The organism is Paenibacillus azoreducens (genome assembly GCF_021654775.1).
In the GTDB taxonomy this organism is placed as follows: domain Bacteria; phylum Bacillota; class Bacilli; order Paenibacillales; family Paenibacillaceae; genus Paenibacillus_AQ; species Paenibacillus_AQ azoreducens.
On sequence record NZ_AP025343.1, the window covers coordinates 210,189 to 226,830 of the forward strand.

General features: G+C 50.0%; 15 protein-coding genes. 12 read left to right on the forward strand and 3 right to left on the reverse strand.

The window, feature by feature from the left end:
* Window positions 1-121: 121 nt before the first annotated feature.
* Both L6442_RS01025 and rlmN read left to right on the forward strand, forming a co-directional pair.
* A complete protein-coding gene (locus tag L6442_RS01025) occupies window positions 122-1,399 on the forward strand; it encodes an IS110 family RNA-guided transposase (protein WP_237099969.1) in 1,278 nt (425 codons plus the stop codon).
* A 1,165-nt stretch (window positions 1,400-2,564) separates the two neighbouring features.
* Window positions 2,565-3,647 (forward strand): dual-specificity RNA methyltransferase RlmN, encoded by a 1,083-nt coding sequence (gene rlmN, locus L6442_RS01030; protein WP_194234745.1) that lies wholly within the window; start codon window positions 2,565-2,567, stop codon window positions 3,645-3,647.
* A gap of 486 nt (window positions 3,648-4,133) precedes the next feature.
* Here rlmN and L6442_RS01035 read toward each other — a convergent pair whose 3' ends face one another.
* Complete coding sequence (locus tag L6442_RS01035; RefSeq protein WP_194234744.1) at window positions 4,134-4,502, reverse strand: DUF423 domain-containing protein; 369 nt, start codon at window positions 4,500-4,502, stop codon at window positions 4,134-4,136.
* Between the two features lie 473 nt (window positions 4,503-4,975).
* Between L6442_RS01035 and L6442_RS01040 the strand changes: the two genes are divergently transcribed.
* The 9 genes from L6442_RS01040 to L6442_RS01080 all read left to right on the forward strand — a co-directional run bounded on the left by L6442_RS01040 (window position 4,976) and on the right by L6442_RS01080 (window position 14,330).
* Window positions 4,976-5,944 (forward strand): AAA family ATPase, encoded by a 969-nt coding sequence (locus L6442_RS01040; protein ID WP_212981473.1) that lies wholly within the window; start codon window positions 4,976-4,978, stop codon window positions 5,942-5,944.
* Window position 5,945: 1 nt separating this feature from the next.
* A complete protein-coding gene (locus L6442_RS01045; RefSeq protein ID WP_212981474.1) occupies window positions 5,946-7,049 on the forward strand; it encodes a DUF58 domain-containing protein in 1,104 nt (367 codons plus the stop codon).
* Window positions 7,049-8,347: a hypothetical protein gene (locus L6442_RS01050; protein WP_212981475.1), complete on the forward strand. Its 1,299-nt coding sequence runs from the start codon at window positions 7,049-7,051 to the stop codon at window positions 8,345-8,347. The genes L6442_RS01045 and L6442_RS01050 overlap by 1 nt, the downstream gene beginning before the upstream one ends.
* An 88-nt stretch (window positions 8,348-8,435) precedes the next feature.
* The gene (locus tag L6442_RS01055; RefSeq protein WP_212981476.1) at window positions 8,436-9,404 is read left to right on the forward strand and encodes a helix-turn-helix transcriptional regulator; all 969 of its coding nucleotides are present in this window, start codon (window positions 8,436-8,438) and stop codon (window positions 9,402-9,404) included.
* Between the two features lie 44 nt (window positions 9,405-9,448).
* Window positions 9,449-9,937, forward strand: coding sequence for a GyrI-like domain-containing protein (locus tag L6442_RS01060; RefSeq protein WP_212981477.1), 489 nt, complete (start codon window positions 9,449-9,451; stop codon window positions 9,935-9,937).
* Window positions 9,938-10,109: 172 nt separating this feature from the next.
* The gene (locus L6442_RS01065) at window positions 10,110-10,511 is read left to right on the forward strand and encodes a BlaI/MecI/CopY family transcriptional regulator (protein ID WP_194234738.1); all 402 of its coding nucleotides are present in this window, start codon (window positions 10,110-10,112) and stop codon (window positions 10,509-10,511) included.
* 32 nt (window positions 10,512-10,543) lie between these two features.
* On the forward strand, window positions 10,544-12,787 hold the full coding sequence (locus tag L6442_RS01070) for a M56 family metallopeptidase (protein ID WP_212981478.1): 2,244 nt from the start codon (window positions 10,544-10,546) through the stop codon (window positions 12,785-12,787).
* A 174-nt stretch (window positions 12,788-12,961) separates the two neighbouring features.
* Complete coding sequence (locus L6442_RS01075) at window positions 12,962-13,369, forward strand: hypothetical protein (RefSeq protein ID WP_212981479.1); 408 nt, start codon at window positions 12,962-12,964, stop codon at window positions 13,367-13,369.
* Between the two features lie 148 nt (window positions 13,370-13,517).
* Window positions 13,518-14,330 carry a polysaccharide deacetylase family protein gene (locus tag L6442_RS01080; protein ID WP_212981480.1) on the forward strand — a complete coding sequence of 271 codons (813 nt, stop codon included), beginning with the start codon at window positions 13,518-13,520 and terminating at the stop codon, window positions 14,328-14,330.
* Between the two features lie 237 nt (window positions 14,331-14,567).
* Here the strand turns inward: L6442_RS01080 and yedF are convergent, their stop codons facing one another.
* Together yedF and yedE are read right to left on the reverse strand one after the other, a co-directional pair.
* Window positions 14,568-14,795 (reverse strand): sulfurtransferase-like selenium metabolism protein YedF, encoded by a 228-nt coding sequence (gene yedF, locus L6442_RS01085; RefSeq protein WP_212981481.1) that lies wholly within the window; start codon window positions 14,793-14,795, stop codon window positions 14,568-14,570.
* Window positions 14,785-16,011 (reverse strand): selenium metabolism membrane protein YedE/FdhT, encoded by a 1,227-nt coding sequence (yedE, locus tag L6442_RS01090; RefSeq protein ID WP_212981482.1) that lies wholly within the window; start codon window positions 16,009-16,011, stop codon window positions 14,785-14,787. The genes yedF and yedE overlap by 11 nt, the downstream gene beginning before the upstream one ends.
* A gap of 227 nt (window positions 16,012-16,238) precedes the next feature.
* Here yedE and L6442_RS01095 point away from each other — a divergent pair, with 227 nt between their 5' ends.
* Window positions 16,239-16,517: a hypothetical protein gene (locus tag L6442_RS01095; RefSeq protein WP_194234732.1), complete on the forward strand. Its 279-nt coding sequence runs from the start codon at window positions 16,239-16,241 to the stop codon at window positions 16,515-16,517.
* Window positions 16,518-16,642: the final 125 nt, after the last annotated feature.

The following is a 16,642-nucleotide window of genomic DNA, read 5'->3' on the forward strand; positions in this document are numbered from 1 at the left end:
CCACAGCCGCTAAACATTCCTGTGTAGGCTAAGAAAATGGTCTTTGAAAAAAAAGGAGCGCCTCGTATGATAGGGGTGAGACGGGTCAAATGCCCTAAAAACCTATCAGGAGGCGCCTACTATGAAGTTTACTCGAATTGAAGTTACAAATCAACGGATTGAACGAATTACCACCCAGCACGCTATCGTGGGGATCGACATCGCCAAAGAGAAGCACGTCGCTCAAGTGACCAACTTCCGCGGTATCGTACTCACGCGTCGGCATCTGACCTTTGCAAATACGCTCGAAGGCTTTGAGAGGCTGATGCGCTTTACCCAAGAAGTACAGAAGAAGCAGGGATTGACATCGGTTATCGTCGGCCTCGAGCCGACCGGACACTACTGGTTTAATCTAGCCCATTGGCTGCGGAAACAAGGAATCGAGGTCGTCCTGGTGAACCCAGTCGTGACGCATCGCAACAAGGAGAACCGTGACAATAGCCCGTCCAAAAACGATGCCAAGGATGCCCTAACCATTGCCGATGCGGTCAGCCGCGGCTTCTATACCGAGTTTACCCCGCAAGCAGGCCAATTGGAGCAACTCAAGACGCTGATGAGTGATCGGGAATTCTGGGTGAAATATGCTATCAGTTTGGGTAATCGCATCGTCCGCTGGATCGACATGTACTTTCCGGAGTTCCAGCTTGTTTTTAAAGACTGGAAGGCCGAGCGCTCGTTGGCTTCCCTGCGGGCTTTTCCTTTACCGTGCGAGTTGCAGGACCTGAACGCCGATGAAGTCATCCAGCGCTGGCACGAACAAGGCATGAGACGCCCGGGTGGAGTTACCGGGAAAGCGAAGGCGGTCCAACTCATCCAGGCGGCCAAACGCAGCATTGGCCGTACCGAGGGATTGGAGCAGGCAAGGCGAGATCTGCAGCGCCTGCTGACGGCGTACGACCAGATTACAAGCCACCTGCAAGAGATGAAGGAAGAAGTCGAAGCGCTGCTAGGGAAGATCCCCATGGCCAAACAGTTGCAGAGCATCCCCGGGATGGGCCCGACCACGATCGCAGCCTTGCTGGGATTCGCCGGCGATCTTGGTCACTATGCCCATGGACGGCAGCTCTTGCGCCGCGCCGGGCTCAATCTGGCTGAACGAACCTCCGGCAAGTACAAAGGTCAGATCAAGCTCTCCAAACGCGGAGACAGTGCGCTGCGCAAATATTTCTTTTTGGCTATGCTCACCTTGGTGCGTGAAAACCCGGACTTCAAACGGTGGCATGAACACAACTTGAACAAGGGCATGAAGAAGATGGCTTCGTTATTCAAATTAATCGGCAAGCTGGCCCGGATCGTCATCGGGATGGTCCAGCGTGGAGAAACGTATCGCCCTGAGATCGGTGTGAAGCAGGCCGCCTAACCCCGAGGATTCCTATCGATCCCGTAGCACCTGTCGCCCCGTCGTATTACGAATATTGTCTTATTCGCAGGATCTCTAATATGCACAGAGAACCGAGTGCCAGTTTCGCAAGGGCATAGACCCGTCACCTAAACGCTATCGGTCTCCACGCCTTGGGTAGGTATGACGAAGGAATGGAAGGACAATGATCCGTTGAGACATGGGAGGGTGAACCTCCAAGGGCCAAGTGGAGCGTGCAGTATACCAGCACCCACGAAGTGCGTATAAGCGTAGCTTCTGTTCTTGCACGCCCGTTTGTCGAAAAAAGCGGTGTCTACTTCTTCATTCCGGCTCTCGTTCTGTTTTACAAGGCGAAGGAATTCTGCGAATAAGTGAGTATTCATGAGAAAACACCTTAAATACGAGGGACGAAACTGGGAAGAGTTATTGCTGTAAGATCGTGGTCAAATCAAACGTAACGAAACTACCAATCGCTATTTGGATGAAATAAGGTGAAATCACCGTTGTTTTTGATCAATAGCGATTCATGGTTTCGGTAGAATATTTTACAGCCGTATTTTGCTTGAATAACGATTGCAGGTTTCGTTAGCGACTGCAGCTTCGCTTAACAGCCCGCGTTCAATTGCAACTCATGCTCAATTGCATCTTGCGCTTAGTGAAGCCAGTTTCGAATCATCTAATTCATATCGATCTATATCGAATCAATTTCATAATGGATGTATATCGAATGCTTGAACCTATATAAGTTGAACTAAAAAAAGCATAAGGAATAGACAAGAGGGTTCAATATTCTAATGGAGAACCATGTTAGAATATTGAACCTAGGAGAAAGATTTACGGAGAAGCTAAAAGCTTTTTGAAAAAAAGCTGCTTCGTAAGCATATGCTTTGTGATCGGATTTCAACCATGAATTTAGTATAAATCAAAGAAATCTGGGAGCGGGCAGCGATCGAAAGAACATTTCATCCGGCTGCCTACATCCGTGCAAATCATTGGTTCAACTTATATAGATATTGGATCAACCAGCGGTTGGCATTATGAAATGGATTATTTCTGCCCTTGTTTTAGCGGTCGAATTTTGGGACAATAATGACAGTTTGAAGTTCTGATCTGGCAAAGTAGAGAGGAACTGAATTTAGGTTTTTGAAAAGAGGAACGTAAAAACATGAGCAAACCATCCATCTATGGATTAACTCTGGATCAGTTGGCCGCATGGCTGGCTGAGCATGGACATAAAAAATCGCGGGCGCTCCAGATTTGGAACGCGCTGTACCGCGAGCGGGTCACCGAATTCTCCGCCATGACGGAAGTGAAGCAGGAATGCAGGGATTTACTGGCCGAACATTTTGCCATCGAGACGCTGGAGGAGCATACCCGGCAGGAATCTGCCGACGGCACGATTAAATTCCTGTTCCGGCTCCAGGATGGCAATCTGATCGAAACCGTGCTGATGCGCCATAAATTTGGCCTTTCCGTCTGCGTGACTACCCAAGTGGGCTGCAATATCGGTTGCAGCTTCTGTGCCAGCGGGCTGCTGCGCAAAAGCAGGGACCTGACCAGCGGCGAAATCGTGGGGCAGGTGATGAAGGTACAGCTTCATTTGGACCGAAGACAGCGGGATGAGCTCGTTACCCATATCGTCGTGATGGGCATCGGGGAGCCGTTTGATAATTTCGAGCATATGTCGAATTTCATCCGGGTGATCCGCGATCATAAGGGATTGGCCATCGGGCCGCGCCACATTACGGTCTCCACCAGTGGATTGGTGCCGAAGATCCGCGAGTTTGCCGACAGCGATCTGGGTACGAATCTGGCCATTTCTTTGCATGCGCCGAACAACGAAATCCGGACGCAGATTATGAAGATCAACCGGGCGTATCCGATCGAACCGTTGATGGAGGCCATCGATTATTATCTCGAGAAGACGAATCGCCGGATCACGCTGGAATACATCCTTCTCAGAGATATTAACGACCAGCCTGAGCATGCGCTGGAGCTGGCGCAGCTGGTAGGCAGCCGCAGAAATCTGGCCAACGTGAACCTGATTCCGTATAATCCGGTCGACGAGCATAGCCAATATCAACGCAGCTCGAAGGAGACGATTACCGCATTTTACGATACGCTGAAGAAAAACAATATCAGCTGCAGCGTACGACTGGAGCACGGCGTGGATATCGATGCGGCCTGCGGTCAGCTGCGGAGCAAGCAGATTCGGAGCGAGCGCAAACGTGTCGCCGAAGGGAACTAGGCTGCTTGTGGACGAAAAGAGGAAATACGCTAAAAAGTGTGTGTAATTTGGGGATGCGTCAAAATGTGTAGATCATGTTGTTTTCCTCCAGGACAAAATTAGTCCCCTTTGCGCTCTTTTAAGCGGTGATCAAGGCTTCAATTAGATCATGCCCACTCCTAACGGACACCATGGACGCTATTCGGCCCAAAACGGTCAATTTTAAATTTTAACGGACACCACAGCACTTAATAACTGAATTCGTCGTCCAAAAGGGTATTTTTCATTAGATAGCTGCAACTGTGTCCGTTAGAAACTATAATGGTCGAAAATCCCCTCGATAACGTCCGCTGTGTCCGTTACAAAACCACAGGGGTGATGTCTGTTAGAGCTTGAGCAACTCCCCCTAACCGAACTAAAACTAACTGCAAAAAAGAGCGCTTGCCCTTTACATTAGGGGATGCGCTCTTTTTTTGCGAATGATGGACGTACATATCAAGCGAAAAGTTATCCTTGAGCGGCAGCAACGATAAACACAACCCATCCGGCCAAAAACGCTACGCCACCAAGCGGCGTGATGGCGCCAAGCTTCCGGATGCCGGTCAGGCTTAAGGCATACAGGCTGCCGGAGAAAAGAAGGATGCCCGCGACAATGAACCACCCTGCCAGAACCGCAAGCGATGCATGTTCGGCCACACCGGCGTAAAGACCGATCAGGATCAGGCCGAGTCCATGGATCAAATGGTATTGGATGCCGGTCTGGTATGTTTTGGTTTGGCTCTCATTCAGACGCTCTTTCAGGGCGTGCGCGCCAAAGGCGCCCAGGGCCACGGCAAGAAACAGCATGATGCCGCCGAGGATCAGCATGGTTTTCAATTTGAAATCACCTCTTAAGCCCATATTAGCGATGTCAAGGTGGTGCAGTCAATGCCAACGGTTCGTTTTTCGTGTTTTGTGCAAGTTCACTGCTTGTGCGGCGTAAGTTCACTGCTTTTGCGGAGTAAGGTCACTGCTTTGCATAAGGTCATTGCGATTTCAGCCGATTTCAGTCATGAGTTGTTGACTCATCCTCCAAATGCGAGATATTTTTGTTAAAATGGGTGGGTAAGGAAAGAAGAGTACATAGCTGTTTAACTTAAATGACAGGATACTTGCTCCATTTCGAATTCATTTCAAAATGGATGAATACGAGTATCGGAAGCTGTATATGGATGACGCTAATTGTATTGATCTGTATCCAGCCTGAATTCAAGCATTCATCGACATTATGAAATTGATTTTTTGCAAGCGTTTTACTGGAATTAACGGTTCCGCTGAAATGGCGGCAAGAAGGAAGGACGGGATGAGGTATGGAGAGCGTTCAGCAGTTAGCGCAGAAATTAAAGCAAAACATTGCAAACATTATTGTAGGCAAAGAGCATGAAGTCGATTTGCTCCTGACGGCGCTTCTCGCTTCGGGGCATGTACTGCTTGAGGATGTGCCGGGAACGGGCAAAACACTGCTTGCCAAAAGCTTGGCGGCTTCGCTCAGCTTGAGCTTTCAGCGGATTCAGTTTACGCCCGATTTGCTGCCGTCGGATTTGACGGGCATTCATTATTTTAACCAGAGGGATGGGGAATTTCATTTCCGCCCGGGTCCGTTGTTTGCGCGCATCATACTCGCCGATGAAATTAACCGGGCCACGCCCCGCACTCAATCGAGCCTCCTTGAATGCATGGAAGAGCGGCAGATTAGTATTGAGGGAGAGACGAAACGTCTGGAAAGCCCCTTTATGGTCATCGCCACGCAAAATCCCGTGGACAATCAAGGGACTTTTCCGCTTCCGGAAGCGCAGATGGACCGGTTTCTGATTCGGATGAAGCTGGGTTATCCATCAACAGACGAAGGAGTCGAGATTCTTAAACGGACTGCATCGGTAAGCGGCTTACGGGTGGAGGAAGCGGGGGTGACGGCGACCAAGGAAGAAGTGCTCGAAGCGCAGCGGATTTGCGGACAAGTGCGGATTGCCGATGACCTGATGGGCTACATCGTGGCTTTGGCCGAGGCAACCCGCGATCACGAGGAAACGCTGCTCGGCATAAGCCCGCGCGGAACGCAGGCGCTGCTTCGCGCAGCCCAGGCCTATGCGGCGCTGCAAGGAAGGGGTTATGTGCTGCCTGATGATATCAAGCGGCTCGTTCTTCCGGTATGGACGCACAGGCTGGTGCCAAGGAAACGGCATGAGGCCGGGCATGGCCAGACGGAACGCATCTTGACAGGAATCATGAATAGTATTCCGGTTCCGAGTGAAAAGGAACTCGAAAGCGGCGTGAACTAAAATGGCGGTGCTATGGCTGTTTCTTGCCTGCGGCATCGTTGTGGTGCTGCAGGGGTTGGTTTTGGGCAAATATTCCCTGCGCAAGCTGAATTATGACCGTCATTTCAGCACCCGGACCTGCCACGCGGGAGACTCCATCGAAATGGTTGAGGTCATAGAGAACAACCGCAGGGTTCCGATTCCATGGCTAAGGCTGGAGGCGATGCTGCCCGCATCTCTCGGTTTCAAACGGAGCAAAGAGACTTGGGTCAGCGAAGGCGATATCTATCAGAATCATACCAGCTTTTTCTCGCTGCCTGCGAGAACGAGAATCACTAGAACACATCAGATCCATTGCCGCGGCCGCGGCATATTCCGCATGGACACGGCAACGATGACCGGAAGCGATTTGTTTGCGCTGTACACGCCTTCCCTGCAGGTGATGCTGAGCAAGCGGCTGGTTGTCTATCCTTCTCTGCTGAACGACGGAGATCTGCCTTCTTCCTGGAAAACCTGGCAGGGGGAGCTGGCCGTACGGCGCTGGATCGTGGAGGACCCGTTTTTGTTTACGGGAGTGCGAAGTTACGCGCCAGGAGATGCCATGAACCGGATTCACTGGAAGGCCAGCGCCAGAAGCGGTGAATTGCAGGTGCATCAGCATGGTTATTCCGCCGATCCCAAAGCGATGATTCTTCTGAACATTGAGGTCACGGAGCAGATGTGGAACGTCGTCACCAAGCCGGAAATAGTCGAGGAAGCGCTGTCTTATGCGGCAACTTGTGCCGCAGCGCTTATTCATCAAGGGATGGCGGCCGGGTTTGCCAGCAACGCATATCTTTCGCCGCATGCGGATGCCCGTTTGACCCGGCTTGCGCCAGATTACGGGCTGCCGCATCTTGGGGATTTGCTTGAGGCGATGGCTGCGGTCGAGATGAAGGTGTGCAGACCCTTTCATGAGCAGCTTCGTCTCGAAGCGGCAGCGGAAGCAGCCGAGACGATTGATTATCTTCTGGTAACGCCGCACATATCCCCGGCCATCCGGGAAGCGGCCCAGCAGTTGGAGCTAAAAGGCCACCGCGTATCGGTCGTAGATCTGAACGCAGGTTTAAAGGAGGCGGAGGCATAATGCAGAGCGAGAAAAGAATCCTTATGCGCCGGATGTTGTCCATGCTGGGGAATTCGCTGCTTGAAACGGCGGCCTGTTATCCTTATCTGCTGCTGTATATGATCTATGCCATGGGGGCGGCAGCGGGCTGGCTGCTGCCGTTAATTTGCCTGTTCCATGCTCTGGGCACGTTCATCGGCTCTTGCCAGGCGGACGGCAAAAAGGCGCTTCTGCCCACGGCGCTGCTTATGGCAGCTTCGCTGCTGCCGCTCCCGGTGCTTGGGATTCGCGCAGCCATTTTGGCGGCGGTGGTATTGTTCTTGGCCATCCTGCGCGGACTGGTGGTCGGCCGCAAGGAAATGTGGCGGGCAGTCCAACTGAATTTGCCACTCGCCGGACTGGCGGCTTGTTTAATCGTATATGCTGCGGCTTCCCGGGTACAGGAGCTTGAACCGTATCGCCCGCTGCTCTATTTTATGGGTTTGTTTACGCTGTTTACCTTCCTGCTGCGTTGGAACGGAGATCGTGTACGTTATGCCTCCAATGCCCAGGAAACCGACCGGCAGCTGCTGCGCCGGATTTTATCCCGCAACCGCTGGATGACCTGGCTTGTCCTTGCCATGATCGCGCTGCTGAGCATATGGAACGGCCTGGGCGAAGGACTTGCATATATCAAGCATTGGCTGACCGGATTATTGAAGGGGCTGGGCGGAAGCGAACATCCGGAAGTGCCGGAACAGCTGGCCGAAAATCAGCCGGAGCCTATGAAACCGCCATTGCCGCCGGCAACCCACTCTCCAAAGTGGGTGCATATCTTAAGCCAAGCGTTGTTATTCCTGATGATCGCACTGGTTGCGGCCGCGCTGTTGTTTCTCCTGTATCGGCTTGTGCAAAAATGGCTTCCGGAGAAATTCCGCGACTGGATCGCCCGGCTGGCGCAACGTCTGCGGCTTATGCGCGAAATCCGGTCCGTATCGCTGGATGAGGGCAACTACGTGGACGAGGTGGAGAAGCTTGAACGTGTCCGTAAACGCCCGGGCAGGCTGCGGAAAAGGCGAAAAGCGGAGTTGTCCTTGACAGACGCGAGCGATCCGCGCAGCGCCTACGGCAGCTTGATCCATCGTGCCGTTAAACGGGGATACCGTTTTCGGTCAAGCTTTACGCCTTCCGAGAATGGGGCTGCATTGACCGCAGATCGCGAGTACACTGGATTGGAAGCGAATGATGTAAAACGGATCATCAGTCGGTATAATGAAGTTCGTTATGGTGTGGATGATAAGCCAGAGGGCAAACCCAGCTCAAAAGGCGGGCGGGTGTAGTCTTATGTTGAAGTCTCATATGTGGTTGAGCGACATCATGGTGCCCGCATTTTGAACTGCACTTTTAAACCGGAAAGGACTGCACTTTATGAAAATAGACCGTATGCTCGCCATGACCGTGCTGCTCCTGAACCGGGGCAGAATCAGCGCGAAGGAACTGGCCGACCGATTCGAGGTTTCCACGAAAACGATCTATAGGGATATGGATACGCTAAGCCGAGCGGGAATTCCAATCGCAGCCTATTCCGGAACAAGCGGCGGTTTTGAGATCATGGAGCAGTATACAATCTCCAGACAGTTCTTGACCTTGGATGAAATATACTCCATTTTTGCAGCGGTCAAAGGCGTCAAAGCCGCACTCGATGATCAGACGCTGGATGGTTTGCTGGACAAGGTGGAGACGCTTCTTTATCGGTCGCGGCAGGAAAAGGAAGTGGGACATTCTGTTTCCGCAGAGCTGCTTTTTGATTTGAATCCATGGGGGCAAGGGGTTAACACAAGGGGCAAAGTTAGCCAATTGAGACAAGCGATCGGACAATCGAGGAAAGTCAAACTTCAATACATCAATATGAACGGAAGCGATAGCGAGCGGGAAGTGGAACCGTGCCGGCTTATTTTGAAAGGGAATGTGTGGTACTTGCAGGCATATTGCCTGCTTCGTGAGGACTTCAGATCTTTCCGCCTTTCCCGTATTCAGGAGATCGATGTATTCGAGGCCCATTTCACACCGCGGAAATTGCCGCTCCAGGATACCTATGACTGGAAACCCGAATGGTCTTCCGATGCCCGCAAAAGCACCGTCAGGCTGCTGTTTTCCCCTTTGGTGAGGCATAGAGTCTGGGACACATTCGCCCCGGATCAAATATCCTTATACGATGACGGCAGCGTATGCGTTGAAGGGGAATTTTCGCTCGATGAATGGTTCTACGGCATGGTGCTCAGCTACGGAGGCCATATTAAAATTGAAAGTCCGGAGTTTGTGGCTGAGGAAGTGGTCCGCCGGGCGCAAAAAATTCTCGATCTGTACTCGAAACCGAACAATATGGTGTCCACTTAGCCCATGTACAATGAATGCATCACAGTGAAAGAAAGGGTGTCTTCATGGAATCAAACATTACGCATCGACCCTCGGCTGTCTTGACAGGCGTCAGCATCCGGACCTCCAATCAGCGGGAAAGCGGACCGGAAGGGCAAATTCCGGCTCTATGGGAAGAGTATTTCCGCAGCGGCTTTCAAGAGCGGCAGGACCTGATTAATCCTCATCTGCTGTACGCTTTATATACGGAATATGAGAGTGACGTGAACGGGGAATACAGGTTACTGATCGGGCATGAGGTTGACCGCGACCACAACAGGGAAAATGCGGCAGAAACGGCTTATATACCAGAAGCGGCGTACATTAAATTCACGACACAAAGAGGGCCTTTTGGTCAGGTTGTTCTTCAGCTGTGGCAGGAAATATGGGATTATTTCCGAACCTCCGAACTTAAGCGGGCATATACGGGAGATTTTGAGCTGTATGATATGCGCGGTTTTGATCCGCAAAATGCCATTGTGGACATCTACGTGGCAATTCAAGAGAATCGCTAAGTTCAGGCTGGCGGCGTGCAGGAAGTCGATTTAGACTAACCGGGCATGCCGTCTTTTTTTGGATTTGTTAAAATTACAATTGTAATAGTTATGCAAATAGGTTATATTTACACTTGTAATAGTTTATTCATTACTGGTTATTATTCTCAAGCGGAAAAGGGGGGAGCAAAATATGGACAAGATGCCGAAGATTTCGGAATCCGAATGGGAGATTATGAAGGTCGTTTGGCGGGAACACCCGCTGACAGCCGAGCAAATCGTGCAGCATTTGCCGCAAGGTACGGATTGGAGCGATCAGACGGTCAGAACCTTTATCAACCGGCTGATGAAGAAAAAAGCGCTGGGCTACCAAAAGTCGGGCAGAAGTTATCTGTATTATCCGCTGATTTCGGAGAAAGAGTGCGTGCGCGCAGAAAGCCGCTCTTTTTTGAACCGGGTGTTTAACGGTGCAGCCGGGCTGATGATGACCAATTTTTTGGAGGAAACCCAGCTGTCGGATCAGGAAATTGAACGGCTGCAGCAAATTTTGCTGGAGAAACAGAAAAAAGACTCGAAAGACTCATCGCGGTCTTAAAACCGTGAAATTCAACCAAATGAGGTCATACCATGAATATAGCCGAAAGCCTCTTTAGTTGGTTCGTTGCCTCGACGCTGATGGCCAGCGCTGCCGCTATCGTGGTGCTGTTGGTGCAGCATCTGTTTCGAGGACGCATTAGCGCGCGTTTGAGGCATGCGTTATGGCTGATTGTATTGTTGAGGCTCGTGCTGCCGGTCCTGCCGCAAAGCCCGTTTAGCCTCTATAATGCGGTACCTACATTGACAGACATAAAAAATGCCGTTTCCGGGTTTGCTTTCCGGCTGGACAAGCCTGCCGAGAAATCCGAAAACAGCCTAAAAGAAACTTCATATCAATCTAATTATACAACGAATGAAGCCAAAAGGGATGTTTCGCCTCCGATTTTGTTCCCGCAGGATGCGAAACCTGCCACAGAAGAGGGCATAGAGAGAGAAAGCCATCCGGCGGTTCGGATACTGGCGGTCGTTTGGCTGGCCGGTGCAGCCGTTCTTCTGGGTTACAACCTGATGTATTGGCTGCGGATCCGAACCAAACATAAACATCTCAGCCGTGTAACCGGTCCTGTAATCTTGGATATTGCAGAAGAGTGCCGCAGACTCTTTTCCATTAAACGCCCGGTGGATATTTACAGAGATCCGAATATTCAAAGTCCATATATTGCAGGCATATTCCGTCCGGCTGTTTATCTGCCCGAGCTGCTGGATGGTGAAGCAATCAGCAAACGGCTGCTGAAGCATGTGATTGCCCATGAGCTGGCTCATTATAAACGCAAGGACACCATCTGGAATATGCTCGGCAGCCTGGTATTTGCCATCCACTGGATGAATCCGCTTGTTTGGTTCATTTTGCGGCGAATGAAAGCCGACCGGGAACTGGCATGCGACGCTTGCGCCTTGGATGCGCTGGGGGAAGAAGAAGCCGTGCATTACGGCATGACGATTATAGGATTTCTCAAACGGTACTCCGCCGGGAGAAGCCAGCCGCATCTTCTTTATTTCAAAGGTTTGAACGGTCAAAAAGAGATGGTGAGGAGGATTCGAATGATTCAATCTTTTAAAAAGGGTTCTTATAAACTTTCAATCATGGCGGTTGTTCTCGTACTTTTGATCGGTACGGCAACGCTGACCAATGCGCAGGTGTCGGAGGCGGGATCGTCCGCTTGGGTTCATGCCGAAGATGGCGGGAATGAAACGCTGTTTGCTAATGAAAGATTTCGGGTATATGATAACCTTGAAAAAGGGGCACGGGTGGCGCCGTTTAAGTTTAAAGTTCCATCCTTGCTGCCAGAGGGGTATAGTTTTAGCGATATGAGCATTCAGTTCAATGATCCGCCACCAAGTGTCAGATTAGGGTACGTCAAGGCTAAAATAAGCAAATTTGGTGGCAACTTCGAGTTAAGAATCGCTCCAGGCGCCGATCTTCAGAAACAATATGATCGGATTTCCAAAATGGAGCAAGATGAAACCGATCGGAAGGATAACGGGAAAGTGATAGAGAAAGAATCCCTATCCTTAGCCGGCATGGATGAAGGCTATAAAATTACGATTCGCATGACCGCCTGGAAAGGGCAGCCGGAAAGATATTATTACATCTGGAGGGATCAAGGATTAACCTATGAATTAAGCTCCTACAACTTGTCCAGCAATGAGATGGAGCAAATGATCGCTTCAATGAAATTTCCCGATGCGAAGATAAACAAAATTTATGTAGATAATGACTATCATGGGAAAATCCTGACCTATTTGTATGATACCGAGGATATCCGGCGCGCTCAGGAGCTGGTTGGCTTTAAAGCTGCTTTTCCGCGAATGCTGCCCGGGGATTTTGCCGCCAGCGGTTCCTATGTTTCCCGTAAAGCGAATTTTAATCACGTAGAAAATGATGAAGATTCCATGCGCAAGCTGCTTCAGGTCTCATATAGTCGAGGCAATGGTGATCGGAAAAATAAAGCTGATCCCGGTATCCGAGACGTTTCGTTTAAGCAGATGTTAAACGGGGATATGTACCAGGAGATGAAAAGGAACGGCCGGGTTTCTTTTACGAGAATTGACGGAGAACGCAATAATGTTAAGCTCAAAGCAATAATTATTCAGGGTCACGAAGTACTGCGTACAGAGCCATACAAAGTGGATGGTGAGCTAAGCAGTCCCAATGAGACCAATCTGGTAAGCTATTTCTGGCTGAACGGCAAAGTATGCTATCAGGCGGTTTTCCAAGGCCAGGGACCGGAGGAACAAAAAATTGTGGAGTATTTGATGAAACCGGACCGGTAATGTAAATCGGCGAGTAAAAAGCGAAGGTGCCTGACATTGTTGTCCGGCGCCTTGTTTGTGCGTTGATTATTTTGCGAAAACGTCTTGTGCGAAGAAGAAAATAGAGTTATATTGAGGAGCCGGTTCCTATTGGGACTTTGGGTGAAATTTTTAAATAAAGGATGTTTCGAAGTTATGACTGCAAAATTCAAAGGCAACAAGATGAACATCGTCGTGTTTGGACTGCTCCTGCTCGCGGCAGTCATCCGGCTGGCGCTCCTGTTATCTTCCGGTTTCACCAAGACGCAGACCGTATGGAATATCGTGCTAATGGCGGCTCTTTTGCTTATATCCTTCCGATTTGCGCATGTTTATTCCCGTTATATTCGCATTCATGGGGATATGGTCAGAGTGGTCAATGTTCAAGCGACAAGGACATTTGATGCGAATGACGTGGAAAAGGTGATGATTTACAATAACTGGATCCGTTTTACGATGAAAGCGGACCGCGACGTATTCATTCATATGAAGGATTTGGATGTGCGGGGAAGGGTGCCGTTTATCGCCTGGGCCGCCGACCGGTTTGATATTGAAAAGGATTAGATGCGTACACTCACGCTCCTAATCCTTTTTGTTAAAAAAAGCTCTGAATCTCCTAAAGTTGAGATTTTCAGAGAATGATAGTAATGTAGAAGATGATTTCTTTTTTTGTACTAAAAAAGTAAAAAAACGCTAGGATGCGAGATTTAAGATGGAATCTAATTCTTCCAAACAACGAGGCGGCCTGTGGAAATGGCTGGCCATTCTGACGGTTGTCACAGCTTTAATCGTCTTTCTTCTAATTTCGGCCGATCATCTGCTTTTTTATCAAACCCGCTCTGCTGCGGATTCCCAACGAAGTAGGGTGGAAGTACCCGTTTTATCTTATCATTCCGTAAACTCCAAGGCGACGAATAAATATGTCGTGACGCCTGAACAGTTTCGCGAGCAGATGAGCGCGCTTCACGACATGGGCTATAAAAGCATCAATTTGCGGCAGTTCGATGCGCTGATGAAAGGCAAAATCAAGAACACGGGCAAATTCATCCTGATTACCTTTGACGACGGATATGCCGATAACTATAAACAAGCTTTTCCGATTATGAAGAAATACGGGTTCACTGCCACCATGTTTGCCATTACGAATTGGATGGGCAGCGGGTCTTATGCAACTTGGAACGACCTGGGCGAATTACAAAAGAACGGATGGGACATAATGCCTCACACCCGTTCCCACCCGGATTTGCCGCTGTTATCTTCTGAGGAACAAACCGATGAAGTCGCCGGTTCCAAGCAAGCGATCGAAAACCATCTGCACAGGAAAGTCAATGCGATGGCGTACCCTTATGGGCTGCGGAGCGAAGAGACGGTAAAGATTGTGGAAAAATGCGGATATGATTACGCTTTTACCTTCGAAGACGGTTGGACAACGTCTGAGCAAAATCCGCTGCTGCTTAAAAGACTCATCGTTTTCGGTACGGACGATCTTTCTACCTTCCGGATGAAGCTGCAAAACCGTTCGTAGCAATGGCGGGTTGCAGCCTGTATCAGCTGTTAAGCCGTATCGGAATCTCCCGAAAGCCGAGGCGTTAAATACTAAAAATCAAAGGAGGAACAACCGACATAGGGGCTGTTCCTCCTTTTAGTTCATGCCAGGCATGAGCGTCATTTACTGTGAAGCCCGGGATCGGAGGGACTGGTGAGTAGTTCAATCCCATTTAGCCAGGATAAGGGTAGGGGGTGCCGCCCCCCTCCCATTCGGTTATGCCCGGATGTAGAACAGCAGCTCGCTGCCGTTTTTCACCGGTTCTTTCTCCAGGGTGTAGCCATGTTTGACCACTTCCTCCGGCACGTTGCGGAAAGCCGCCGGGCAGTCGGCAATGACCTGAAGCAGCTCTCCTTTTTTCATTCCCTGCAATGTTTCCAGAGTGTAAATCACCGGATAAGGACAAGATTCCCCGCGAAGATCAAGCGTGTAATCAATGGACATGTTTTGTTTCCCCTTTCTTGAAACCGACGCCGAATCGGTAATTTTTTTGCCAATAGACAGCAATCGCAAAGCCGGCAGCCAGCAGCACCAATGTCAGGATCAATGCCCAGGCCGGCCCGAGCGTGTCGATCAGATTGATAGGCTTGCCCATTTTGACAAGACTGTTGTAGATGCCAAGATGATCCCAGCCGTAAGCGAGCACGGTAGCGCCGATAATATTGCCGATGAATACCGGCAGGAAGACGACCTGTCCTTCCATCAGGCGGTACATCATTCCGGTCTCGCAGCCGCCTGCCATCACGATGCCGACGCCAAACAGAATGCCGCCGATGACCGTGCTTGGAGCAGCGATTTTGGTGATCGGGTCCATTCCGTTGACCAAAATGATGATCAGCGTCACGACCGAGCTGACAGCCATGCCAAGCGTGATCGCTTTGGTCATGGTTGCGCGTCCGCTGATCCACAGATCGCGGAAAGCGGAGGTAAAGCAGATTTGACCTCTTTCGATCAGAATGCCGAAGGCTGCGCCAAAAAGGGCCGCGGTGCCGAGCATGTTTTTGCCTTCCGCGTAAAAATAAATGATCAGACCGGCGTACGCCAAGGCGAGGATTCCGCCGATATAGGGCTGGATTTTCTTGCGTTCCTTGACGATCGCGGCCGTGTTGCCCTTTTGCAGGACCGGCTTGCCTTTCCACCAGGAGGTGCTCACGATTTTGACGCCCGCAAAAGTTCCGACTGCTGTCGCTACGATAAAAATCCAGGAATGCAGCGAGAATTGCGGTACGCCCGTAAAAAACGCGGCCAAGTTGCAGCCAAGCGCCATCCGGGCTCCAAAGCCGGCGACAAAACCGCCGATCAAGCCTTGCAGAAGCCTGCGTTTCTGGCGGGGTACCCGGATTTTGAAATTATTGTTTAGAAGCACCATAAGCAGCGCTCCGATAAACATGCCCCACACGATCCAGCCGTCTGTTCGGCTGAAGGTCGTTCCTTGCATATGGATTAATTTGAAATAGGCCCAGTCCGATATATCGACGCCGAACCATTCCAGCATATGTCCGCCCAGGCGGGTGAACTCCCCGGTTACCGCCCATACGGTTTTGGTAATCCCGAAATACAACGCGCTCAGTATTCCTGCCACGGCCATAACGATATACGGGCTCCAATACTGGTTGAACATTTTTTTGAACAAGTTTTTGACTCCTGCCTTCCGATACATGAAATAAATGAGATGGATGATGTGTATGCACCAAACCTAATTAATTTTACATGATTTTTTGCAAATTGTGTGTGATTTTCATTTTCTGTGGGCGTTTGCTTGATTAAAGTTTATGTAAAATTTATATGAAGTTTGTAAAATTGAAAATTTACTGCCTGAAAAAATGGAAACTTGATCTTTTTGTGTTACAATGGCCCTAGGACATGAAATAAGGAGATGAAAAGGCCATGAGCGGCACACTCAACGAGCAGGAGCTTGTGCAGTACATTGCGGCTGAGACGGGCGTTGAACCCGAAAGCATCAGGGCCGTCCTGAAGCATGAAAAAACGTATATCAACACGGCGGAGGCCAATGAACATGGCGAAGTCGAGATCGACAGCGATGATCTGGTTGACTACGTGCTGAGCCGTAAAGATATAAAACTGGATGAAATGACCGTCGAAGCTGTACTGGATGCCGAGATGGATTACCTGACGGATATAGAAATTGCCGTTGACGAAGATTAAGTCGCGGTTTTGAAAGATAGGCGAAGCCCATGAACCCGTAACCCGGGGGCGTGGGTTTTTTCTTGTTGAGTTTTTATGGGTATTTCGGGAAAGAAGGGCTGTGCAATTATTTCTTTTTTACTTTA

What these genes read in the sequence shown, in the direction of transcription:
- L6442_RS01075 (WP_212981479.1), top strand. Translation starts at nt 12,962, where the DNA reads ATGACTGCAAAATTCAAAGGCAACAAGATGAACATCGTCGTGTTTGGA.
- L6442_RS01095 (WP_194234732.1), top strand. Translation starts at nt 16,239, where the DNA reads ATGAGCGGCACACTCAACGAGCAGGAGCTTGTGCAGTACATTGCGGCT.
- L6442_RS01055 (WP_212981476.1), top strand. Translation starts at nt 8,436, where the DNA reads ATGAAAATAGACCGTATGCTCGCCATGACCGTGCTGCTCCTGAACCGG.
- L6442_RS01060 (WP_212981477.1), top strand. Translation starts at nt 9,449, where the DNA reads ATGGAATCAAACATTACGCATCGACCCTCGGCTGTCTTGACAGGCGTC.
- L6442_RS01040 (WP_212981473.1), top strand. Translation starts at nt 4,976, where the DNA reads ATGGAGAGCGTTCAGCAGTTAGCGCAGAAATTAAAGCAAAACATTGCA.
- rlmN (WP_194234745.1), top strand. Translation starts at nt 2,565, where the DNA reads ATGAGCAAACCATCCATCTATGGATTAACTCTGGATCAGTTGGCCGCA.
- yedF (WP_212981481.1), bottom strand. Translation starts at nt 14,795, where the DNA reads ATGTCCATTGATTACACGCTTGATCTTCGCGGGGAATCTTGTCCTTAT.
- L6442_RS01025 (WP_237099969.1), top strand. Translation starts at nt 122, where the DNA reads ATGAAGTTTACTCGAATTGAAGTTACAAATCAACGGATTGAACGAATT.
- L6442_RS01045 (WP_212981474.1), top strand. Translation starts at nt 5,946, where the DNA reads ATGGCGGTGCTATGGCTGTTTCTTGCCTGCGGCATCGTTGTGGTGCTG.
- L6442_RS01080 (WP_212981480.1), top strand. Translation starts at nt 13,518, where the DNA reads ATGGAATCTAATTCTTCCAAACAACGAGGCGGCCTGTGGAAATGGCTG.
- L6442_RS01065 (WP_194234738.1), top strand. Translation starts at nt 10,110, where the DNA reads ATGGACAAGATGCCGAAGATTTCGGAATCCGAATGGGAGATTATGAAG.
- L6442_RS01070 (WP_212981478.1), top strand. Translation starts at nt 10,544, where the DNA reads ATGAATATAGCCGAAAGCCTCTTTAGTTGGTTCGTTGCCTCGACGCTG.
- L6442_RS01050 (WP_212981475.1), top strand. Translation starts at nt 7,049, where the DNA reads ATGCAGAGCGAGAAAAGAATCCTTATGCGCCGGATGTTGTCCATGCTG.
- yedE (WP_212981482.1), bottom strand. Translation starts at nt 16,011, where the DNA reads ATGTATCGGAAGGCAGGAGTCAAAAACTTGTTCAAAAAAATGTTCAAC.